Raw genomic sequence first — 21,996 nt, 5'->3', positions numbered from 1 at the left:
AGCGGCGTGCGCACGAGGGGGCGGTCCCGTGGGACCGCCCCCTCGTGCGCGAGCGGTGGCTCAGTTCCAGGCGTTGTTCTGGTTCTGGGCGTGGGCGCCGTGCTGGCCCATGCCGTACTGCGCGGCCAGGCCCTGCCCGAGCTGGGCGTTCTGCGGCGGCAGCAGCTCGCTGGGCTGCACCAACGCGAAGCCGGTGCCGAGGAAGCTGAGCTCCCAGCCCTCGCCCGTGTTGCCGCGCCGCCGCCAGACGCCGGTGGAGTGCGTCTGGGCCTGCATCTGCACGCGCAGCGAGGTGGACCAGGCAACGATGGCGTCCGCGTCGGCGTTGACGTACTTGTCGGGGGTGACCTGCATCATCAGCGGCTGCCCCGAGGTCATGAGGGCGACCTTGCCGCGGCCGGTGATGTTGAGCTGGTACTTGCCCGAGCCGGAGATCCCGTACTGGCTGTCCACGGCGACGGCCTCGGTGTGCAGGGTGGAGTCCAGGGCCAGCACGTAGCTGCTGTCGACGGTGAGTCCGTCCTGGTCGACGTCCACGACGTGGACGTACTGGGCGAGGTTGGCCAGGTAGACCGTGCCCTGTCCCGAGCAGCGCATGAGGTCCAGGCCCTCGCCGGTGCGGGCGCGGGCCGTGCGTTGGGTGGTGCTCTGGTACTCGCCGTCGAAGTCGATGATCCCCTGGTAGGCGACCATCGCGCCCTTGCGGGCGAGGACGTCGTCGGAGCCGCTCAGGGTGACCCGCAGCAACTGCGGGTTCTGGACGGTGTACCGGTCCTGGGACTGCGCCTCGGCGTGGGCGAAAAGTGCGCTCTGCATGATGTGTCCGCTCCCCCTCAGCCCCGGGTCCGGAGCCGGTCGGTGCTGTCCTCGCTCGGCTGTACGACGACGATGCCCTGCCCGGAGAAGGCCATCTGGTAGGCCTCCCCGCTGCCCCGGCCGATCATCGACGAGGCCTTGAAGCTGCGCTTGCCCTTGACCTTGAGGTTGGGGGACCAGGCGACCAGCGCGTCCGGGTCGACGTACGTCTCGTCCTCGCCGCGCCCGCAGTCGACCACGATCGGGGTGCCCCGAGAGGTGATGGCCACCCAGCCGGTGCCGGAGACCTGCACGTTGAACAGGCCCTGGCCGGCGAACTTGGCCATGCCCTTGACCCGCTCGACGCCCCACTGGAGCTGGGCGTCGAAGGCCAACAGGTTGGTGCCGTTGACGGAGAGGGCGTCGTTGTCGAGGTTGACGCAGACGACGTGCGCGCCGTAGTCGGCGAGGTAGAGCAGGCCGTCGCCGGTGCACTTCATCAGTGGGGCGCCTTCGCCGGTGAGCCACTGCGAGGCCATCTGGCGCACGGCCGGCGGGTTCGGCTCGTACTGGACGAAGCCCTCGTAGGCGACCATCGAGCCGGTGCGGGCGAACAGGTCGTGACCGCTCTGCATGGCGACCTTGAGCATGGCCGAACCGTGGTTCTCCATGCGGGCCGTGACGGGGGTCGGGGCGTAGCCCGCGAGCTGCTGGTTCATTGCGTTCATGGCATTCATGTGGGGCTCCCTCAGACCTCGTACGGCTGGACGACGATGAAGTTGCCGGGGGCGCCGCGGAACTGGAGGTTCACGGTCTCCCCGCTGTGGCCGGGGTAGGCGTTGCGGCGCAGCCGGACCTGGCTGGAAATGATCACCTGGGAGGCGGCGGACCAGGCCACGATGGCGTTGCTGTCCGCGAAGGTGGTCGGGGTGACGGGCAGGACGACGGGGGTGCCGTGCGTCTTGACGATCACGGTGCCGGAGCCCTGGAAGAGCATGGTGAACAGGGCGCCGCCCGGGATGCCGTGGCCCTCGATCCGGCGCACCTCGTGCTGGAGGGACTCGTCGAAGGCGAGGACGCTCTCGGCCGAGACGCAGATGCCGTCGCCTTGGAGCTCGATGGCGTGCAGGTGGGCCCCGTTCTCGGCGAGGAAGACCTGGCCGCGGCCGGTGCAGCGCATGAGCTGCATCTCCTGGCCGGTGGCGTTGCCGACGATACGGCCGGCGAAGCCGGCTCCCTTGTAGCTGAAGTCGACCTTGCCCTGGTAGAGGACCATGCTGCCCTGGCGGGCGAGGACCGGCTGACCTCCGCCCATGGCGAGGTCGACCCGCATCAGCTGGTGGTTCTGCGGGGTCCAACGGGCGCCGGTGGGGGCCTCCTTGTACCGGCTGAGGGCGGCGGTGAGTCCCGGGGCGCCCGCGCCGGCGGCGGCCGGCTGGGGGTGGCCGGGCTGCTGACCGTACGGGGCCTGCTGCGGGTATCCGGGCTGCTGACCGTAGGGGGCGGGCTGGTGGTACGGGGCCGGGTGGCCGAGCGGGGCGGGGACCGGGCCGGGCGGGGGCACCTGGCCGCCGTACGAGGGGTGCTGGGCCGGGACCTGGCCGTACGAGGGCGGCCCGGGCGGCTGCGGCGCGTGCGGCGGCTGACCGTAGGGGGCCGTCGGGGGCGCGGGCACGAGGGGGCCGACCATCGTGGGGGCCGAGTGCACCGGCTGGTGCGGGGCCGGGGCGGGGACCGGGGCGCCGAAGGACGGGTGCGGGGCGGGGGGCGCGGGCGGGGCCTGGTGCGGCGGCGGGGCCTGGTGCGCGGGCATGCCGAACCCGGGGGCGGGGGCGGGGGCCTGCGGAGGCGGGGCGAAGCCGGGCGCGGCTGCCGGGGCCTGGTGCTGCGGCTGTGCCTGTGCCTGGTGGCTCCGCGGATCCGGCTCCTCCTCTTCGGCGACCTCGCCGCCGAAGTTCTTGAGCAGGGCGGCGAGCCCGCCGTCGAAGCCCTGGCCGACGGCGGCGAAGCGCCATACGTCCTTGAGGTAGAGGTCGCCGATCATCAGCGCGCGCTCGGAGCTGAACTCCGCGCCCGTGAACGAGTACCGGACGACTTCCTCGCCGCCCGCCACGACCCGGATGTAGCCGGGGCCGATCTGCGACATCTGCCCCGGGCCGTCGATGGAGGCGGCGAAGGACAGCTTGTGGATGTGCGCGGGCACGCGGTCCAGGGTCACCCGGAAGGACTCGGTGTCGCCGGCCTGGGCGCCGAGCTGTTGAACGGACTCCTCGGGCGACTTCGGCTGGTTGTAGAAGACGAAGTAGCGGTCGTCCGAAAGCCGCTCGTCGGCGTCGAGGCCGAAGCAGCTGATGTCGATGGAGAGCCCGGCACCGGCGATCTGGACGCCCACGTACAGATCGGTGCCCGCCGTCAGATCACTGATCTTGGCCTTGTGGCCGCGTTGGAATTCCCTGGCCATACGTACGCCCGTCCCCCATCCCGACTGTGAATGCCCGCACCCGACTCCGAATGCGTGCCGCTCAGGCTAACGGCTGTGGCGGACATCCGGCCAAGTCGGTACCGAGCCGGTACACATCCCCCGCGGCCCGGTCATTCCTCGCGTGCGGCCGGCACCCCGGAGGCCGGTTCGGCGGGTGTCTCGGGCGCGGCCGGTGCGGCGGGGAGGCGTTCCGCCGCGACGACGCCCTCCAGAAAGCCGCGGGCGCGTTCGGTCTTCGGGTACGCCTCCAGCAACTGCCAGAAACGGGGCCCGTGTCCGGGTACCAGGAGGTGCGCCAACTCGTGCAGCAGCACGTAGTCGACGACGTACTCGGGCATGCCCTGGAGGCGGTGCGAGAGCCGGATGCTGCCCTCGGCCGGGGTGCAGGAGCCCCAGCGGGTGTTCTGGTTGGTGACCCAGCGCACCGAGCGGGGACGGGCGCGGGAGTCGAAGTACTGCTCGGACAAACGCTCGGCGCGTTCGGTGAGTTCCGTGTCCCCGAGGGTCCGCTTGCTCTCCTGGGCGGCGAGCTTGTCGAGCATCACGCCCACCCAGCGCTCCTCCTCCGCCTGGGACATCCGGGCGGGGATCAGGACGACCGTCCGCTCTCCTTCGCGGTAGGCGGATACGGTCCTGCGGCGGCGCGCGCTCCGGCGTACTTCGACGGCGCGCTGCGAGGGATCGGCGGACACGCCTCGACGGTACCCGGTCGCCGGTGCGAACGCCCCGCCCGTCCGGCGTTCGAACATGATCGATTCGCCGGAGATCCGAAAACACCCTTATTCAGGAGCCGGCAGATCCTGACGACGCGTCGTGGTCGGCGAAGTTATCCACAGGCCGGCCGACCGCTTACCCGACCCTCGCTACTCTCGGTAGCAGTTCGTTACGGAAGCGAAATCGGGGGGCTGTCATGTATCCGAGGGTGAAGCCGGCGTTGGCGCGGGCCTGGCGGGATCTGCACACGGTGCAGTGCGGGGTGACTCCCGCGCACGCGGTGGCGCTGGGTCCCGTGGACACGGCGACCGCGTCGTTGATCGACCGGATCGACGGGACGCGGGGCATCGAGTCGCTGCGCGAGGAGGCCGGGAGGATCGGACTGCCCAGGGGGCAGGCCGACGAACTGGTCCGGCGGCTGGCGGGGGCCGGGCTGCTGGACGACGCCACCGCGGGCGGCCCCCGGGCGCAGGCCGTGCGCGAGCGGCCGGAGGCGTTGGAGCGGCTGGGGCCGGATCTGGCGTCGCTCTCGCTGGTGCACCCCGAGCCCGGCGGGGCGTTACGGGCGGTGGCGGCCCGGCGGGCGATACGGGTGCAGGTGCGCGGCGGCGGCCGGGTGGGCGGGGTCGTCGCGGCCGTCCTGGCGGGAGCGGGGGTGGGCCGGGTCGAGGTGCTCGACGGGGGGCGGGTGCAGCCGGGTGATGTCGCGCCGGGCGGGGTGGGTCCGGGCAGCGTGGGACGGCTGCGGGCCGACGCCGCGGCGGCGGTGGTCCGGGAGGCGGCGCCGGCTCGGCGCCCGCGCGCCGGGGAGAACGGTGGGCCGGAACCGGGGCTGGCCCTGGTGGTGGTCGCGCCCCGGGACGGGCTCCAGGCGTGGGCGCCCGACCCGGACGCGGCCGCCGAGTGGGTGGCGGCCGGCATCCCGCACCTGTACGCCGGGGTGCTGGAGGGCACGGGGATGGTGGGACCGCTGGTGTTGCCGGGGGTCGCGGCCTGCGCGGGGTGCATGGAGCGGGATCGGATCGAACGGGACGCGGCGTGGCCCCGGATGCTGGTCCAGTGGCGGTCGGCGCACCGTCGAAGAGCCGTCGCCGCCTGCGATCTGGGCCTTGCCGCGGCGGTGGCGGGCCTCGCCGCCGCGCACGCCCTGTCGTTTCTCGACGGTCGGCTTCCGGCGTCGACGGCCGCCCGCTGGGAGGCCGCCCTGCCGGGCCTGCACTGGGAGCGCACCGAGGTGCGCCCCCATCCGGACTGCCCGTGCGGGGCCGACGCGGTGGGCCGCGGCGGCGCCGGGAGCGGGCCGGCGGTACTCGAGGGACGGGAGGCAGGATCGGGCTGACCCTCGTACAGAGGGCCATGACAGGATGCGTTCGACCGAAGGCCAGAGGGGACACCCCCCGAACCGCCGCTGGCGGCACAGCTGTCTGGGAATTGGAGGGGCTCATGTCTGATCTTCCCCGGAAGGCGGTCACCCGCACCGTCAAGCTGGCCGCGCTGCCCCTGGGCATGGCCGGCCGGGCCACCTGGGGCTTGGGCAAGCTGATCGGCGGCAAGTCCGCGGAGATCGTCGGCCGCGAGCTGCAACAGCGCACAGCCGAGCAGTTGTTCCGCACGCTCGGAGAGTTGAAGGGCGGCGCCATGAAGTTCGGGCAGGCGCTGTCGGTCTTCGAGTCGGCTCTGCCCGAGGAGGTCGCGGGGCCCTACCGGGCGGCGCTGACCAAGCTTCAGGAGGCGGCGCCGCCGCTGCCCACGTCGACGGTGCACCAGGTGCTGGCCGAGCGGCTGGGCGAGAACTGGCGTGAACTGTTCGAGGAGTTCGAGGACAAGCCGGCCGCGGCGGCCTCGATCGGGCAGGTGCACCGCGCGGTCTGGCACGACGGCCGGCAGGTGGCGGTCAAGGTGCAGTACCCGGGGGCCGGGGAGGCGCTGCTCTCCGACCTGAAGCAACTGGGCCGGTTCGCCGGGCTGCTGGGGCCGCTGATCCCGGGCATGGACATCAAGCCGCTGATCACCGAGTTGCGTGACCGGGTGGCCGAGGAGCTGGACTACGAGCTGGAGGCCGAGGCGCAGCGGGCGCACGCCGAGGCGTTCGAGGGCGACGGGGACGTGGTGGTGCCGGCCGTCGTGCACCAGGGTGACCAGGTCCTGGTGAGCGAGTGGATGGAGGGGACGCCGCTGTCGGAGGTCATAGCCGACGGCACTCAGGAGGAGCGCGACCGGGCGGGGCAGTTGCTGGCCCGGTTCCTCTTCTCCGGTCCCGCGCGCACCGGCCTGCTGCACGCGGACCCGCACCCCGGCAACTTCCGGCTGATCCGGGGCGGGGACGGGACGGCCCGGCTCGGGGTGCTGGACTTCGGCACGGTCGACCGGCTGCCGGGCGGCTGGCCCGAGCCCATCGGCCGGTCGCTGCGGATGACGCTGGACGGTGACGCCGAGGGGGTGTACGGGCACCTGTGCGCGGAGGGCTTCGTGAAGAAGTCGATCGAGCTCGACCCGGACGCGGTGTTGGACTACCTCAAGCCGATCATCGAGCCTGCCGAGGCGGAGGAGTTCACCTTCACCCGCCCGTGGCTTCGCGGCCAGGCGGCCCGGATCGCCGATCCCCGCTCCCCCGCCCACCAGTTGGGGCGGCAGATCAACCTGCCGCCCTCCTACCTGCTGATCCACCGGGTGACGCTGAGCACCATCGGCGTCCTGTGCCAGCTCGGCGCGACGGTGCGCCTGCGCGACGAACTCGAAGCCTGGCTCCCCGGGTTCCTCCCCGAGGGCTGACTCGATCCGGCACTCCGGCGCTCTCGCGGCAGGGCGGCGGGGTCACCACCAGGAGGAATCGAGGCGGCCCTCGATCGCCCTGAGGTTGGCGCGCGCGCAGGCGACGCAGAAGAACTGGCGGGTCCCGTTCTCCACCGAGCAGGTCCAGGTGGGCGGGGCGCCGTCGGGGGCTTCGGTACCGCAGCGCGCGCAGACGGTCCCGCGACGGGGCTGGGCCTTGGGCCCCGACGGGGTGGGGCGGGGAGTCGGCTGGTCCACCTGCCGACGATATCCCCGCAGGGCCGCGGTGCGCGTCCGCAACGCCCCGGGGGGACCGGTCCGTGTGGACCGGTCCCCCCGGGGTGCGTGTACGGCGGTCAGTGCATGACGGCCATGGCCAGCGCGCGCCGGGCGCGCATCGACACGCGCTCGGCTCGCCGCTGCATGCGCCGGGCGGAGACCAGGCGCAGGGCGTGACGCTCGGCGTCGGCCTCACGCATGCGGTCGTCCATATGGGCACGAGCCAGGGCTTCTGGGATAAGTTGCATTTCGCGGGTCCTGTTCTGACGCGAGGTGATCGCGCCTGCGGTGATGAAGTCTGCGGTGGCGGAGCCGTGCGGCTGCTCGCTCGTGGTGCCGGTGAAGGGGGACATGGGGGCCTGCTTCAGGGGGTCGTGCGTCAGGGGGCGGTCGATGGTTCCGATGGCGGTCATGCCGCGACAACCGGGTTCTTGCGCGGGCGGCCACGGGGCCGCTTCCGGGCGACGACCACACCCTGGACGAAGAGCTCGCCGCCCCAGACGCCCCAGGGCTCGCGACGCTCCTTCGCGCCGGCGAGGCACGCCTCGACCAACGGGCAGGTGCCGCAGAGGGACTTGGCGTACTCGACGTCGGCCGGGGACTCGGCGAAGAAGACCTCGGGGTCGAAGGTGCGACAGGGGACGGGCACGCCGAGGTTCTCGATGGCGTCGTCGAGCGCGGTGAGCGCGGTGAGGGGAGTCAAGGTGGAGTCCTCCGGGACTGCGGGCGGGGAGATCGTTTGGGTCTGCGGTACGGACGGGGCGTGCGCTTCGAGTTGCACGGTGGTTTCTTCCTCGTCTTTGTTGACTAGTCGTTCCGGCCGGGTTCGGCCGGGGTCGGCTGGTACCTGTTCTTGCCAGTCCCGAGGCCCCTTCGCTCTGTAGCCCCCGTTCGGGGACAAACAGAAGGGCCGCGGATCCCGGGTGGGGTTCCGCGGCCCTGAAGGCGCCGGCCTGATCTTGAGATCAGACTGGATCACTCCAGGGTTCGAGCCCACGGAAGGCCCACATCAGGTGGTGCTGCTGCTTCGTCTGCTTCGTCTGGGATCCGGCACCGGCCGCGGCGGCGGAGGCATAGGCGCCATGCGCCCGCGCTTCTGCCGCCAGTACTGCCACCGGTGCCTGGGTCGGTCGCTCATTCCGGTCGCTGACGAGCAGCGCGCAGGGCGCGGCCGTCAGGGCAGGGATGTCCGCGGAAATCCGGGACACACCGGTACCCAGGACCGGGAGGAGCGAGGAGGAGCCGAGCGTGCGGGAAGCGGCGACCGGGCGATCGGTCATTTTGGTGAAGGTCATGAAGCTGGTCACTGGTCTCGCCTCCTCTCGGCGTCTCGGGGACCCGGCCCGGGGGCCTGTCCCATGCGTATTCGGAAAAGTACAGCCAAGTACAACACGGATCAGGGGCTTCGGAGAAGCCACCGTTTCCGATGCCAAGAACCTATGGGGATCTGCTGGGCATGTGCAAACTATTTTTCCGACGAGTTTCTACGCGTCGTCAGAATCCTCGTCGCCGGGCTCCTGGCCTGCGCAGATGGCCAGCACGTCGGCTCCGTACCGTTCGAGCTTGCGGCCGCCGACACCGGAGATCATCGACAGCTCGCCCTCCTCGGACGGACCGGCCTCCGCGATCGCCATCAGCGTCTTGTCGGTGAAGACGCAGTAGGCCGGCAGGCCCTGCTCCTTCGCCTGGGCCGCGCGCCACTCGCGCAGCCGCTCGTAGAGGCCCTCGTCCATGTCGGACGGGCAGTCCTCGCACCGCATGAGTTTGAGCTCGCCGGCCTCGGTGAGGGTCTTGCCGCAGACCCGGCAGAGCACCGGGCCGCGACGGCCGCGCTTGCGGGCCGCCCGCTCGCCCGCGGCGCCGGTCTTGGCGCCCGGGGCCGCCGAGCCGGGCCGCAGGCCGTTCAGGAACCGGCTGGGACGCCGGGAGGCCCGGCCGCCGGGGGCCCGGGACAGGGCCCAGGAGAGTGTCAGGTGCAGTCGCGCCCGGGTGACCCCGACGTACAGCAGCCGGCGCTCCTCCTCGACCTGCTCGTCGGTCTTGGCGTAGGTGATCGGCATCATGCCGTCGGTGAGCCCCACGAGGAACACCGCGTCCCACTCCAGGCCCTTCGCCGCGTGCAGGGAGGCGAGGGTGACGCCCTGCACCGTCGGCGCGTGCTGGGCGGCCTTGCGTTCGTCCAGCTCCACGGTGAGGTCGGCCAGGGTGGCGCCGGGGCGGCCGCGCGCGAAGTCCTCGGCGAGGCGGACCAGCGCGGCCACCGATTCCCACTGGTCGCGTACGGCGCCGGAGCCGGCGGGCGGCTCGCTGGTCCAGCCGGTGGAGCTGAGCACGGCGCGGACCTGGGAACCCAGCTCCACCACGTCCTCCAGCAGCGGGTCGTTGCCGCCGGAGCGGGCGGCTCCGCGCAGCGCGAGCATCGCCTTCTGCACCTCGTTGCGCTCGAAGAAGCGCTCGGCGCCGCGCAGCTGGTAGGGCACCCCGGCATCGGCGAGGGCCTGCTCGTAGACCTCCGACTGGGCGTTGATGCGGTAGAGGACGGCGATCTCGCCGGCGGGGACCCCGGCGGCGACGAGATCGCGGATCCTGGCGGCGACGCCCTCGGCCTCGGCGGGCTCGTCGGCGTACTCGGCGTAGACCGGGTCGGGGCCGGGCTCGCGCTGGGAGACCAGCTCCAGCCGGTGTTCGGAGGCCCGGCCCTTGGCCTGGGCGAGCAGGCCGTTGGCGAGGTGGACCACCTGGGGGGTGGAGCGGTAGTCACGGATCAGCTTGACCAGGGTGGCCTGGGGGTACTTGGTGCGGAAGTTCAGCAGGTGGTCGGGGGTGGCGCCGGTGAAGGAGTAGATCGTCTGACTGGCGTCGCCGACGACGCAGAGGCTGTCGCGCTCGCCGAGCCACAGGTCGAGCAGTCGCTGCTGGAGCGGGCTGACGTCCTGGTACTCGTCCACCACGAAGTGCTGGTACTGGGCGCGGATCTGCTCGGCGATGTCGTGGCGGTCCTGGAGGATGCCGACGGTGAGGAGCAGCACGTCCTCGAAGTCGATCATGTTCCGGTCGCGCTTGAGTTGCTCGTACGTGCCGTAGATCTGGGCGATCTCCGCCATGTCCCGGGGCGCCTCGCGGCCCGCCTTGAGGGCGGCGGCCGGGTAGTCGGCGGGAACGGTCTGGGTGACCTTGGCCCACTCGATCTCACTCGTGACGTCGCGCAGCTCGTTGCGGTCGAGCCGGATGCGGCAGCGCGATCCGGCCTCGGCCACGAACTGGATCTTGCGCTCCAGCAGGCGGGGCACCTCCCCGCCGATCGCCCGGGGCCAGAAGTACTGGAGCTGGCGCAGGGCGGCGGCGTGGAAGGTACGGGCCTGGACGCCGCCCGCGCCCAGGGCGCGCAGCCGGCCGCGCATCTCGCCCGCCGCGCGGTTGGTGAAGGTGACGGCCAGCACGCTGGCGGGCATGAGCTGCCCCGAGGCGACGCCGTAGGCGATGCGATGGGTGATGGCGCGGGTCTTGCCCGTGCCGGCGCCGGCGAGCACGCACACCGGCCCGCGCAGGGTCGTCGCGACCTCGCGCTGCTCCGGGTCGAGGCCCTGGAGCACCGCGTCGGCCGAGTCGGCGCCGGACGGGAAGGATGAGGAGTGCGTTGCTGATGTCACCCCGCCATGCTGCCAGGTCCGGTGTGCCGGGCGGGAACGTTGTCCACAGGCCGCCGGTATCCGTAGTACCGGGAATGGGCGGACGCCGGCGTACGTTCGAGTACTCGGACCACCGAGCCTCACGAAGGAGAGCGCAGCATGCAGGACACGGGTTCCGTCACGATGTACAGCACGACCTGGTGCGGCTACTGCCGCCGGCTGAAGACCCAGCTGGACCGGGAAGGCATCGCGTACGACGAGATCAACATCGAGCTCGACCCGGCGTCCGCGGCCTTCGTGGAGCAGGCCAACGGCGGCAACCAGACGGTTCCGACGGTGCTGGTGAAGTCCGCGGCGGGCAACGAGTCCGTCATGACGAACCCGAGCCTGGCCCAGGTCAAGCAGGCCCTCGCCGTCTGACCGGCAGCGCGTCGACACCGGAAGGCCCCCGCCGTGGCGGGGGCCTTCCGATGTGACGAACGTTACGGCGCGGCAGCGGGCCGCGGGCGCGGGCAGCGGGGCGACCCGACGGTCAGGCCGCCGGCCGCGGCAGCGGCTTCCCGTACCAGAGCTCGACCAGCCGGGCCGCGATGGAGATCCCCGCCGGCGGGAGCACCTCGCCCGACTCGATCGCCGCCCGCAGGTCCTCCCGGGAGAACCAGCGGGCCTCCTGGATCTCCTCGCCGTCCACCGTGATCTCCGAACTGACGGCGCGCGCCGTGAACCCCAGCATCAGGCTGTACGGGAACGGCCACGGCTGGCTGGCGACGTACTCGACCTCGCCGACCTTGACGCCCGCCTCCTCCCACACCTCGCGGATCACCGACTGCTCGATGGACTCGCCCGGCTCCACGAACCCGGCCAGCGTCGAGAAGCGGCCCTCGGGCCAGTGCACCTGGCGGCCCAGCAGCGCGCGGTCCTGCTCGTCGGTGACCAGCATGATCACGGCGGGGTCGGTACGCGGGTAGTGCTCGGCGCCACAGCCCGGGCAGCGCCGGATGTGACCGGCGGCCGCGACGACCGTGCGCTCGCCGCAGCGGGAGCAGAAACGGTGCATCCGCTGCCAGTTCTCCAGCGCCACCGCGTGGACCATCAGCCCGGCGTCGCGCGGCGACAGCAACAGGCCCGCCTCCCGCAGCCCGGCGGCGCGCGCCGACTGGTCCATGCGGCCCGGCAGGGCGTCCTTCTGCAGCGCGAAGTACCGTACGCCGTCCTCGTCGGTGCCCAGGAAGTAGCGGTGCGTCTGGGTGACCGGGGCCTCGAAGGCGGGGGTCATCACGATGGCCGTGCCGCCGTCGGGGGTGTCGTCGATCAGGACCTGGCCGCCGGAGACGACGAAGACGCGGGTCGTCGGGTGGCTCCAGGCGGCGGCGAGCCATGCCTCGTCGAGGCGGTGGTGCGCGGCGCGGTCGATGCCGCTGGGCGCGGCGAGCGAGAGCGGGCGCTCGGTACGGGTACTCACAGGTACTTCCAACTCCCCCGGTGGTGGACAGGCGGGCTAGGCGGGCGGCAGGCGTGGGCCCTCGTGCGGGCGGGTGCGCCCCGGTCCTCAGGCGTCGGGCTTCCAGTGGGCGGCGAGGTCCCCCCACAGGTAGGCGGCCGTCTCGACGCCCTTGAGGAGCAGGTCCAGCTCGACCTTCTCGTTCGGCGCGTGCCAGCCGTCCGACGGGACGGAGATGCCGAGGAAGAGCACCGGGGCGTCCAGGACGTCCTGGAGGTCGGCGGCGGGGCCGGAGCCGCCCTCGCGCGTGAACCGGATCGGCTGCCCGAAGGCGCGGCCCATGGCCCGTACGACGGACTGCAGCGCCGGGTGGTCGAGCGGGGTCAGGCACGGCCGGGTCGGGGCGCCGAAGACGATGGAGTGCCGGATGCCGTCGGGCACGCGGGCGGTGACCCAATCCCGTACGGCGGCCTCGACCTCGTACGGGTCCTGGCCGGACACCAGGCGGAACGACAGCTTCACGTGGGCGGAGGCGGGCACGATGGTCTTGCCGCCGGGGCCCTGGTAGCCGCCGCCGATGCCGTTGACCTCGGCGGTCGGGCGGGCCCAGACCCGCTCCAGCGTCGAGTAGCCCTTCTCGCCGGCGGCCGCGTGCGACTTGGCGGTACGGAGCCACTCGGCCTCGTCGAAGGGCAGCTCGGCGATCAGCCGGCGTTCGGCGTCGGTGAGTTCCGCGATGCCGTCGTAGAAGCCGGGGATCGTGACCCGGCCGTCGTCGTCGTGCAGCGAGGCGACGAGGCGGGCGGCGGCGGTCGCCGGGTTCGGCACGGCTCCGCCGAAGGCTCCGGAGTGGATGTCCTGGTCCGGCCCGTGGAAGTCGATCTCGCAGTCCGCGACGCCGCGCATGCCGGTGCAGACGGTGGGGGTGATCTCGGACCACATGCCGGTGTCGGAGACGATCACGACATCGGCGGCGAGGCGGTCGGCCTCGCGTTCGACGAGGGCGCGGAAGTTCGGGGAGCCGGACTCCTCCTCGCCCTCGATGAGGAGCTTGAGGTGCACGGCGGGGGCGTCGGCGCCGGTGGCGGCGAGGTGCGCGCGGACTCCGAGGGTGTGGAAGAACACCTGGCCTTTGTCATCGGCCGCGCCGCGCGCGTACATCCGGCCGTCGGCGACGACCGGCTCGAAGGGGTCGGTGTGCCAGCCGTCCTCGCGGGCGGCGGGCTGCACGTCGTGGTGGCCGTAGACGAGGACGGTGGGGGCGGCCGGGTCGGCGCTCGGCCACTCGGCGAAGACGGCGGGGGCCCCGGGTGTTTCGAGGACCTCGGCGACCGGGAAGCCGGTCTCCTTGAGCTTGGCGGCGAGCCAGTCGGCGCTGCGCCGTACATCGCCCGCGTGTTCGGGCTGGGCCGAAACGGACGGGATGCGCAGCCACGCGGCGAGGTCGTCGAGGAAGGCCGCGCGGTGGGTGTCGATGTACGTGCGGACGACCTTGTCCGCCGGGGTGTCGCTCATGCCACGAGCCTAACCGTCCGCCTGAGGGTCGCTGTCCGGGCCCGTCGCGCCTTGGAGGATCCGCTCAAGACGGGCCCGGTCGGGCAGGTCGCGGGGGCGGATCACGCGGCCGCTGCGGACGTGGAGGAAGGCGGCGGAGACCCGGTCGAGCGGGGTCTCGGTGGCCTCGGCCCAGGCCAGGCGGTAGACGGCGAGCTGGAGGGGGTCGGCCTCGGTGGTGCGGCCGGTCTTCCAGTCGACGATCTCGTACGAGCCGTCGGGGTTCTTGTAGACGGCGTCGATCCGGCCGCGGACGACGCGACCGGCGAGGGTGAGCTGGACCGGGGCCTCCATCCGGTGCGGGGTGCGGTCGGCGTACGGGCTGCGCTCGAACGCGGCCTTGAGGGAGGCGAGGTCGGCCTCGTCGGCGATGTCCTGGTCGGAGGCGGCGCCGGGGAGCTCGGTGGCGGGGTCGAGGACATCGAGGAGGGGCAGGGGGAGCTCGTCGAAGCGGGACTCGACCCAGGCGTGGAAGCGGGTGCCCTGGCGGGCGGCGGGCTGGGGCGGCTTGGGCATGGGCCGGGCCAGCTCCCGGGCGAAGCCCTGCTCGTCGGCGGCGAGGCGCAGGAGCTGGCTCGCGGAGAGGGAGGCGGGCAGCTCGACGTCCCGCACGGCCGTACGGGCACGGCGGAGCTCGCCTTCGAGCGCGTCGAGGTCCCGGTCCCACGACGCGACGGCCCGCGCCTCTTCCGGGCTCAGCTCCCCGCCGTCGTACCCGATCGGCACCCGCCCGCCCCGACCCCACGCCGACGCCCCGGCGGGGTCGGCCTCCGGCCACAGGTCGTCACCGGGCGCGGCGGGGTGGGCCCGCGGCCCGGAGCCGGCGGCGGGCACGGCGTACCCGGTCCGTGACGCACCGGCGTGCGGTGCCAGGGCCGACGACCCGGCGGGGTCGGCAGGCACTGCGGAGCCGGACGCGGGGGTGCCCGGGTGCGGGGCTTCCGCCGAGGGTGCCGTCGCCTCGGCCTCCGGCGGCAGGTCGTCGGCGGGCACGGCGGAGTGGATTCGAGACGGGGAGGCGTCGGCCGGCACGACGAGGCCGCGCCGGGGCGCACCGGCGTGCGACCGAAGGTCGTCACCCGGCCCGGCCGTGTCGGTGGGCACGACGGAGCCGGGCTCGGGCTCGCCCGCGTGGGAGGCCGGAGCCGACCACCCCGCCGCCTCGGCCTCCGGCCACAGGTCGTCGGCCGGCCCGGCGGCGTCGGTGGGGCGGGACTCGGACGCGGCGGGCTGCCGGCCCCGCGACAGCGGCTCGGGGTCCGGCGCAGCAGCGTCGGCGGGGGTAGCCGGACCGGACGCGGGGGTGCCCGCGTGCGGGGCTCCCGCCGCCTCGGCCTCCGGCCAGAGGTCCGGCTCCGGCCAGAGGTCGTCATCCGGCGCGGCGGCGGCCGCGTGCGGAGCCCACGACGACACCCCCTGCGCGTCGGCCTCCGGCCACGGGTCGGTGTCCGGGGCGTCGTCGTCGGTGGGCACACCTGGACCGGACCCGGGGTCCGCGGAGCGCGGGGCGTGCGGGGCGCGGGGGCCGGGGACCGTGGGGGCGAGGCCCGGGTCCGGGGCCTGCGGGTCGGGCCACGGGGGGTCGTCGTAGGAGGGTTCCTCGCAGTGCGGGGGCCAGAGGTAGGCCGCCGAGAGGTGGGACTCCACCAGCGCCGCCGCCCGGCGCCGCCGGGCCAGCGAGGCCGGGTCCAGCGGCAGCGGCCAGGCGTGGTCCGCGGTCGCGGCGTCGGCGAGAACCGGGTTCTCCGCCTCCGGCTCCGGCTGGGGCGCCCACGCCTCGATCTCCCCGTACCCCGCCTCGCAGTGCGCGTACAGGGCCTCCAGGAACGCCGACGGCCCCCGCGGCTTCTTCTGCGTCGGCCCCCACCAGTGGCCGGACGCCAGCAGGAGCGAGCGCGGTCGGGTGAACGTCACGTAGCCGAGCCGGAGTTCCTCCACCGCCTTGTGTTCCTTCAGCCCCGCCTTGAAGGACTTCAGGCCCGCTGATGTCCAGGCCGGGTCCCCCGGCAGGGTCGACGCGTCGCCGCGCAGGGCGTACGGCAGGACCTTGGCGTACGAGGTCCACGCCTCCGGCGGCTTCTCCTTCGGGAAGGCCCCCGCGCACAGGCCGGGTACGACCACCACGTCCCACTCCAGCCCCTTGGACTTGTGGGCCGTCAGCACCTTGACCGTGTTCTCCCCGCCCGGCAGGGCGTGGTCCAGGCCCTTCTCGTACTGGGCGGCCGTGCGCAGGAAGGCGAGGAACGCCAACAGCGACGCCTCCCCGTCCAGCGAGGCGAACCCGGCCGCGACGTCCAGGAACCCCGACAGCGTCTCGCGGCGCCGGGCGGCCAGTGCGTGCGGGGAGGCGGACAGCTCCACATCCAGCCCGGTCGCCGCCAGCACCCGGTGCAGTACGTCCATCAGCGGGTCGGCGAGCGAACGCCGCAGGTCACGCAGTTCCTGCGCGAGGTGCGCGAAGCGGACCCTGGCCTCCGCCGAGAACGGCAGGTCCTCCCCGGCGACCGCCCCGGCGGAATCCAGGAACGTCTCCAGCGCGTCGGCCAGCGAGATGACCTCCACCGGGTCGACGCCCTCGACGGCCGCCGCGAGACGCGCGTCCGGGTCGGCCGCGCCTGCTCCGGACGGCCTGCCGTTCACCAACTGCCGGGCCCGCCGGCCCAGCAACGCCAGGTCACGGGCGCCGATCCGCCAGCGCGGGCCGGTCAGCAGGCGCACCAGCGAGGCGTTGGCCCCCGGGTCCTGGAGCACCTCGCACACCGCGACCAGGTCGGCGACCTCGGGCAGGTGCAGCAGGCCGGAGAGTCCGACCACCTCGACCGGCACCTCGCGGGCCACCAGGACCGCCTGGATCCGCGCGAAGTCCCCGGCGGAGCGGCACAGCACGGCGATCTCCCCCGGCGCCGTGCCCGTCCGGACCAGGTGCGCGACGGAGTCGCCGAGCCACTCCAGCTCCTCGGCGTGCGTGGGCAGCAGGGCGCAGCGGACCGAGCCGGCCCGCTCCTCCCCCGGCGCGGCGCGCAGCGCCTCGACGCCCTCGTGCATGGCGCGCAGGGGCGCGGCGAGGCCGTTGGCCAGGTCCAGCAGCCGGCCGCCGCTGCGCCGGTTCTCGCTGAGCGAGTGGCGTTCGGCGGGCGTGCCGTCGGCGTTCGGGAAGTGGTCCGGGAAGTCGTCGAGGTTGGCGACGGAGGCACCGCGCCAGCCGTAGATCGCCTGGCAGGGGTCGCCGACGGCGGTCACCGCGTGGCCCGTGCCCGCGCCGAACAGCCCGGAGAGCAGCAGCCGCTGCGCGACGGAGGTGTCCTGGTACTCGTCGAGCAGGACGACCCGGAACTCCTCGCGCAACAGTGCCCCCACCTCGGGCCGGGTGGTGGCGAGCCGCGCGGAGAGGGCTATCTGGTCGCTGAAGTCGAGCAGGTCTCGGGAGCGTTTGGCGGCGCGGTAGCGCTCGGTCAGTTCCAGCAGTTCGAGCCGGCCGCGCACCGCCTCCGGGACCTTGCGCAGGTCGTCGTTGGTGAGCTTGGTGCCGGCGAGTTCGTCCAGCAGCCGGGTGTCGTACGCGCGCAGTTCCTCGGGGGCGACCAGGTGCTCGGACAGCTCGGCGTCGAGCGCGAGCAGGTCGCTGACCAGGTCGGGAAGGGACTTCGTCAACGAGGGGTACGGGCCGGGGGCCTCGCGCAGCACACGGGCGGCGAGCTGGAAGCGGGTGGCGTCCGCGAGCAGCCGGGCGCTGGGTTCCAGGCCGATGCGCAGGCCGTGGTCTTTCAGGAGCTGCCCGGCGAAGGCGTGGTAGGTGGAGATACGGGGCTCGCCGGCGGCGGCGCCGCCCTCCGCGGGCTCGGGGGTGGAGCCGGGGGCCGGGTCGGGATCGCTGATGCCGGCGCGGGCGAGGGCCTTGCGCACGCGCTCGGCGAGCTCGCCGGCGGCCTTGTTGGTGAAGGTCAGGCCGAGGACCTGTTCGGGCGCGACCGCGCCCGTACCGACCAGCCAGACGACGCGGGCGGCCATGACGGTGGTCTTGCCGGAGCCCGCTCCGGCGACGATGACCTGGGGGGCGGCTGGGGCGGTCGCGCAGGCCAGCTGTTCCGGCGTGAAGGGAATCCCGAGGAGCTCCTTGAGCTGCTCGGGATCGGTGAGGGCCGGGGGGCCGGCCGGACGCGCGGACACCCGAAAAGGCTAGCGGCCCGCACTGACACTCCCCGCCGGCGTCCCTGCCGCCGGCCCTGGCGGCGTCCCGGGCGGCGGCCCGGGCGGCGGCCCGGGGACGGGGCCTCGGGCGGCGGGCCTCGGGGCCTCGGGCGGCGGGGCTCGGTGCTCGGGCCCCGGGCCCCGGGCCCCGGGCCCCGCGGGCTCACTCCACGGTGTGGCGGCCCTCCGGGCGGGCGCTGCACGCGCTGCGGAAGGAGCAGTGGTCGCAGTGCTGCCCGGTGCTGGGGGTGAAGCGCTCGTCCAGGACCCGGCCGGCGGCGGTGGCGAGCAGATCGGCGGCCCAGTCGCCGTCCAGCGGCTGTTGGGCCTGGACCTTCGGTACCTCGTCGCCGCCGTCGCGCTTGGCGGCGCCCTGGCGCAGCTGCACGAGTTCGGCGCCGCCCGGTTCGGGGCGGCGGCCGTCGAAGACCTCGTCTACGGCGCCTTCGCGGACCGCGAGCTGGTACACGGCGAGCTGGGGGTAGCGCGCGACCTCGTCCTTGGTGGGCGCGGCCTTGCCGGTCTTGAAGTCGACGACGTACGCCCGCCCCTGGGGGTCCGCTTCGACCCGGTCCATGGAGCCCCGGACCCGGACGGCGAAGTCGCCCGCTTCCAGCGTGACGTCGAATTCGTGCTCCGTGGCCACGGCCGCCCGGCCCCCGCGGTCGGTGGCGTGCCAGCGCAGGAAGCGTTCGAGGGCGGCGCGGGCGTTGTCCTTCTCCTGGCGGGACTTCCAAGGGGCGTCGAAGGCGAGGGCGTCCCAGACGGAGTCGAGCCGTTCCATGAGGACGGCCAGGTCGGCGGGGGTGCGGCCGGAGGCGACCTCGTCGGCGAGGACGTGGACGACGTTGCCGAAGCCCTGGGCGGCGGTGGCGGGGGTGTCGGCCTTGACCTCGCGGCCGAGGAACCACTGGAGGGAGCAGGTGTTGGCGAGCTGGTCCAGGGCGCTGCCGGAGAGGGCGACGGGCCGGTCGCGGTCGCGCAGCGGGACGCTGCTGCGGGTGGGCTCGTACAGCCCCCACCAGCGTTGCGGGTGCGCGGCGGGGACCAGGGGGCGGTCCTCGTCGTCGGTGAGCGCGGCCAAGCGGGCCAGCCGGCGGGCGGCGGCGGCGCGCATCGCCTCGGACGCCTCGGGGTCGACGGTGGTGGCGCGGAGTTCGGCGACGAGCGCGGGCACGGCGAGGGGGCGGCGGGGGCGGCCGGTGACGTCCTTGACCGGTACGCCGAGTTCGGTGAGGAAGCGGGAGGGCTGGTCGCCGTCCTCGGCGGGGGCCTTGACGGCGGTGACGACGAGACGGTGACGGGCGCGGGTGGCGGCGACGTAGAAGAGGCGGCGCTCCTCGGCGAGGAGCGCGCCGGGGGTGAGGGGGTCGGCGAGGCCGTCGCGGCCGATGCGGTCCGCCTCCAGGAGGGAGCCGCGACGGCGCAGGTCGGGCCAGAGCCCTTCCTGGACGCCGGCGACGACGACGAGGCCCCATTCGAGGCCCTTGGAGCGGTGGGCGGTCATCAGCCGGACGGCGTCGGAACGGTGGGCCTTGCGGGTGAGGGTGTCGGCGGCGATGTCCTCGGCTTCGAGTTGTTCGAGGAAGTTGAGGGCGCCGCGGCCGCCGGTACGTTCCTCCGCGCGGGCGGCGGTGTCGAAGAGGGCGCAGACGGCGTCGAGGTCGCGGTCGGCGTTGCGGCCGGCGGGGCCGCCGCGGCGGGCGCTCCGCTCAAGGCGCTGGGGCCAGGGGGTGCCGTCCCAGAGGAGCCAGAGGGCCTCTTCGGCGGTGCCGCCGCCTTCGAGGAGTTCGCGGGCCTTGCGCAGGAGCAGGCCGAGGCGTTGGGCGCCGCGGGCGTAGGCGGGGTCGTGGGCGACGAGCCGCTCGGGCTCGGCGAGGGCGCGGGCCAGCAGTACGTCGGAGGGCGCGGGCACGGCGACCCCGGCGGCCCGCTCCTCGTCCCGCAACGCCCGCCCCAGCCGCCGCAGATCGGCGGCGTCCATCCCCCCGAGCGGCGACCCGAGCAACGCGACGGCCGCCTCGACCCCGACCCACCCCTCGTCTACGCCGGAGTCACCGACGCCGGCCGCGTCGGCGTCGGCGTCGGCCAGGCCGGAGTCCACGCCCGGCTCACCCGGCCCGCCGGAACCGGCCTGCCCGGCCGCACCGGCGTCACCCACCGCCGAGGGGACGGCCGCGTCGGCGGGGCCTGCGCCCGGCGCGACGGAGCCGGCCGGCACGGCCGCACCGGCCGGGTCCGCATCGGCGGAGGCGGCCCCGGCCACCGCCGGATGGCCGTCATCGGCCGGGGCCGCCGGAACGGACGCGTCGGCGGAGTCGGCAGCCGGGGCCGAGCCTCCACTCGCCCCCGGGGCGGCGTCGGCGGAGGCGGCGACCCCGGCGGACTCGGTCGCGGCGTGCGAGGGCGACGCCTCGGGGCCCACGCCATCAGCGGGGCCGGCCGGAACGGCAGGCGGAAGAACACCGGCGGAGCCGGAAACCAGGTCGGGGTCTCCGCCCGTCCCGGCAGAGCCGCGCACCGCCGGACCCACGCCCGGCACGCCGGAATCCCCCGGAGCGGCGGCGCGAAGCGCACCGGCGGGAGCCGCCCCGTCCTGCTCGGCCACAGAACCGACCGGCTCGCCGGAGTCAACCAAGGCGTCGACGCCCGCCGCCGGACCGGCCGCGCCGGTGGTGGGGTCGGCAGCCGGGCCCGGCTCCTCGGCGGGGCCGGCGGTGCGGGCCGGGGTGGGCAGCTCCGGTGGGAGGTCCGCCGTGGTGGCGGCGGCCGTGGCCGTCAGGCGGAGGGCCGTCAGGAGGGGGGCGACGGCCGGTTCGTGGCGCAGGGGCGTGTCCGTACCGTCCGTCTCCGCCGGGACCCCGGCGGAGATCAGCGCGCGCCGCATCGCCGGGAGCGTGCGACCGCCCGCGCGGACCAGGACGGCCATGTCCCGCCACGGCACCCCGTCCTCCAGGTGCGCGCGCCGCAGGATGTCGGCGATGTTGTCGAGTTCCGCGCCGGCGGTCGGGTACGTGTACACCTCCACGCGCCCGCCCTCCCGCACGGGCCGCAGCCCCCGATGGGCCCGTACCGCCGCCGCAGGCAGCCTCGGTACCGGCATGCGGGAGGTGAGCAGCCGGGTCGCGGCCAGCAGGACCGACCCCGAGCGGCGGCCCACCGTCAGGGCCCGTACCTCCGCCCCCGGGAAGGAGCCCTCGAAGTCCAGGATGTTGTTGATGTCGGCGCCCCGGAACGCGTAGATCGACTGGTCCGGGTCGCCGAACGCCACCAGCGTCCCGCCCGCCCCGTTCAGCGCGCGCAGCAGCCGCAGCTGCGAGGCGTCGGTGTCCTGGTACTCGTCCACGTAGATCACGTCGTACGCGGAGGCGAGGGCCGGCTCGCGCTCCGCGAGGAGCACCGCGCGGTGCAGCAGCTCGGCGTAGTCCAGCGTGCCCTGCATGTCCAGGACGTCCAGGTATTCGGAGAGGAAGGCGGCGGCGGCCTGCCAGTCCGGGCGGCCGATCCGCCGCGCGAAGTCCGACAGGGCGCCCGGCCCGAGCCCCAGCTCGCGCGCGCGGGCCAGCACGGCGCGGACCTCGTCCGCGAACCCCCGGGTGGTCAGCGCGGCGCGCAGGTCGTCCGGCCAGCGGATGGGGTGGACGGAGCTGATCCGGCGCTGCCCCTCCAGCAGGGTGCGGACCATCACGTCCTGCTCCGGACCGGACAGCAGCCGCAGCGGGTCGGCGAAGAGGTCGGTGTCCTGGTGGGCGCGGACCAGGCCGTAGCAGAAGGAGTGGAAGGTGGTGGCCTGCGGGGCGCGGGCGCCGCCCAGCCGCAGGGCCGCCCGGTCGCGCAGCTCGACGGCCGCCTTGCGGCTGAAGGTGAGGATCAGGATGCGGGCCGGGTCGGTGCCCGCCTCGACCCGGGCGGCGGCGGCCTCGATCAGCGTGGTGGTCTTGCCGGTGCCCGGCCCGGCCAGCACCAGCAGAGGGCCGCCGGTGTGCTCAACCACCGCGCGTTGCGCTGCGTCCAGGACAGGGGGAGCCACCCGTTCCGGCCCGGTGCGCACCAGGCGGTACGCGTCGGAGGCACGCGTACGCCGCTCTGAGCGGTCGGAGGGGGAGGTGATCACGTGGGGTGCCGGTCCTGGTGGGTCTGCG

The 21,996-nt window shown here is 74.2% G+C and carries 16 protein-coding genes; 3 read left to right on the top strand and 13 right to left on the bottom strand.

The window, feature by feature from the left end; translation table 11 throughout:
• Positions 1–60 precede the first annotated feature (60 nt).
• From ACFVXJ_RS28055 to ACFVXJ_RS28040, 4 genes are all read right to left on the bottom strand, one after another.
• Complete coding sequence (locus ACFVXJ_RS28055) at positions 61–816, bottom strand: AIM24 family protein (protein ID WP_389665847.1); 756 nt, start codon at positions 814–816, stop codon at positions 61–63.
• 17 nt (positions 817–833) lie between these two features.
• Positions 834–1,514: an AIM24 family protein gene (locus ACFVXJ_RS28050; protein ID WP_389665898.1), complete on the bottom strand. Its 681-nt coding sequence runs from the start codon at positions 1,512–1,514 to the stop codon at positions 834–836.
• A 29-nt stretch (positions 1,515–1,543) separates the two neighbouring features.
• Positions 1,544–3,256, bottom strand: a complete 1,713-nt coding sequence (locus ACFVXJ_RS28045) for a TerD family protein (protein ID WP_389665845.1) — start codon at positions 3,254–3,256, stop codon at positions 1,544–1,546.
• A 131-nt stretch (positions 3,257–3,387) separates the two neighbouring features.
• Positions 3,388–4,026, bottom strand: coding sequence for a M48 family metallopeptidase (locus ACFVXJ_RS28040; RefSeq protein WP_389665843.1), 639 nt, complete (start codon positions 4,024–4,026; stop codon positions 3,388–3,390).
• A gap of 161 nt (positions 4,027–4,187) precedes the next feature.
• Between ACFVXJ_RS28040 and ACFVXJ_RS28035 the strand changes: the two genes are divergently transcribed.
• Positions 4,188–5,330 carry a ThiF family adenylyltransferase gene (locus tag ACFVXJ_RS28035; protein WP_389665841.1) on the top strand — a complete coding sequence of 381 codons (1,143 nt, stop codon included), beginning with the start codon at positions 4,188–4,190 and terminating at the stop codon, positions 5,328–5,330.
• Positions 5,331–5,434: 104 nt separating this feature from the next.
• Positions 5,435–6,763, top strand: a complete 1,329-nt coding sequence (locus ACFVXJ_RS28030; protein WP_389665839.1) for an ABC1 kinase family protein — start codon at positions 5,435–5,437, stop codon at positions 6,761–6,763.
• 42 nt (positions 6,764–6,805) lie between these two features.
• Here the strand turns inward: ACFVXJ_RS28030 and ACFVXJ_RS28025 are convergent, their stop codons facing one another.
• The 5 genes from ACFVXJ_RS28025 to ACFVXJ_RS28005 form a co-directional block, all read right to left on the bottom strand.
• Positions 6,806–7,021, bottom strand: a complete 216-nt coding sequence (locus ACFVXJ_RS28025; protein WP_389665837.1) for a hypothetical protein — start codon at positions 7,019–7,021, stop codon at positions 6,806–6,808.
• A gap of 98 nt (positions 7,022–7,119) precedes the next feature.
• A complete protein-coding gene (locus ACFVXJ_RS28020; protein WP_389665835.1) occupies positions 7,120–7,455 on the bottom strand; it encodes a hypothetical protein in 336 nt (111 codons plus the stop codon).
• Positions 7,452–7,823 (bottom strand): WhiB family transcriptional regulator, encoded by a 372-nt coding sequence (locus ACFVXJ_RS28015; RefSeq protein WP_053676354.1) that lies wholly within the window; start codon positions 7,821–7,823, stop codon positions 7,452–7,454. Before ACFVXJ_RS28015 ends, ACFVXJ_RS28020 begins: the two co-directional genes overlap by 4 nt.
• Before the next feature lie 184 nt (positions 7,824–8,007).
• Positions 8,008–8,349 carry a hypothetical protein gene (locus ACFVXJ_RS28010; RefSeq protein ID WP_389665833.1) on the bottom strand — a complete coding sequence of 114 codons (342 nt, stop codon included), beginning with the start codon at positions 8,347–8,349 and terminating at the stop codon, positions 8,008–8,010.
• A gap of 177 nt (positions 8,350–8,526) precedes the next feature.
• Complete coding sequence (locus ACFVXJ_RS28005; protein ID WP_389665831.1) at positions 8,527–10,692, bottom strand: ATP-dependent DNA helicase UvrD2; 2,166 nt, start codon at positions 10,690–10,692, stop codon at positions 8,527–8,529.
• Between the two features lie 138 nt (positions 10,693–10,830).
• On the opposite strand from ACFVXJ_RS28005, the gene ACFVXJ_RS28000 reads away from it, so the two are divergent.
• Positions 10,831–11,091, top strand: coding sequence for a mycoredoxin (locus tag ACFVXJ_RS28000; RefSeq protein ID WP_190183315.1), 261 nt, complete (start codon positions 10,831–10,833; stop codon positions 11,089–11,091).
• A gap of 112 nt (positions 11,092–11,203) precedes the next feature.
• Here ACFVXJ_RS28000 and nudC read toward each other — a convergent pair whose 3' ends face one another.
• From nudC to ACFVXJ_RS27980, 4 genes are all read right to left on the bottom strand, one after another.
• Positions 11,204–12,145, bottom strand: coding sequence for an NAD(+) diphosphatase (gene nudC / locus ACFVXJ_RS27995; RefSeq protein WP_389665829.1), 942 nt, complete (start codon positions 12,143–12,145; stop codon positions 11,204–11,206).
• 75 nt (positions 12,146–12,220) lie between these two features.
• Complete coding sequence (locus ACFVXJ_RS27990; protein WP_389665828.1) at positions 12,221–13,627, bottom strand: dipeptidase; 1,407 nt, start codon at positions 13,625–13,627, stop codon at positions 12,221–12,223.
• A 9-nt stretch (positions 13,628–13,636) separates the two neighbouring features.
• Entirely contained in the window at positions 13,637–17,833 is a 4,197-nt protein-coding gene (locus ACFVXJ_RS27985; RefSeq protein WP_389665826.1) for a UvrD-helicase domain-containing protein, read from the bottom strand.
• A 184-nt stretch (positions 17,834–18,017) separates the two neighbouring features.
• Positions 18,018–21,965, bottom strand: a complete 3,948-nt coding sequence (locus tag ACFVXJ_RS27980) for a UvrD-helicase domain-containing protein (protein ID WP_389665896.1) — start codon at positions 21,963–21,965, stop codon at positions 18,018–18,020.
• Between the last annotated feature and the right edge of the window lie 31 nt (positions 21,966–21,996).

Origin of the sequence: Streptomyces sp. NPDC058279, assembly GCF_042881255.1 — a bacterium.
Classification (GTDB): domain Bacteria; phylum Actinomycetota; class Actinomycetes; order Streptomycetales; family Streptomycetaceae; genus Streptomyces.
Note: the sequence above shows the minus strand (reverse complement) of the source record. Positions and strands in the feature narration are given on the sequence as shown.

Excerpts from the sequence above, each read along its gene's own strand:
- ACFVXJ_RS28030 (WP_389665839.1), top strand. The coding sequence starts at position 5,435 with ATGTCTGATCTTCCCCGGAAGGCGGTCACCCGCACCGTCAAGCTGGCC.
- ACFVXJ_RS28035 (WP_389665841.1), top strand. The coding sequence starts at position 4,188 with ATGTATCCGAGGGTGAAGCCGGCGTTGGCGCGGGCCTGGCGGGATCTG.
- ACFVXJ_RS28040 (WP_389665843.1), bottom strand. The coding sequence starts at position 4,026 with ATGTTCGAACGCCGGACGGGCGGGGCGTTCGCACCGGCGACCGGGTAC.
- ACFVXJ_RS28000 (WP_190183315.1), top strand. The coding sequence starts at position 10,831 with ATGCAGGACACGGGTTCCGTCACGATGTACAGCACGACCTGGTGCGGC.
- ACFVXJ_RS28020 (WP_389665835.1), bottom strand. The coding sequence starts at position 7,455 with ATGACCGCCATCGGAACCATCGACCGCCCCCTGACGCACGACCCCCTG.
- ACFVXJ_RS27990 (WP_389665828.1), bottom strand. The coding sequence starts at position 13,627 with ATGAGCGACACCCCGGCGGACAAGGTCGTCCGCACGTACATCGACACC.
- ACFVXJ_RS28045 (WP_389665845.1), bottom strand. The coding sequence starts at position 3,256 with ATGGCCAGGGAATTCCAACGCGGCCACAAGGCCAAGATCAGTGATCTG.
- ACFVXJ_RS28055 (WP_389665847.1), bottom strand. The coding sequence starts at position 816 with ATGCAGAGCGCACTTTTCGCCCACGCCGAGGCGCAGTCCCAGGACCGG.
- ACFVXJ_RS28050 (WP_389665898.1), bottom strand. The coding sequence starts at position 1,514 with ATGAACCAGCAGCTCGCGGGCTACGCCCCGACCCCCGTCACGGCCCGC.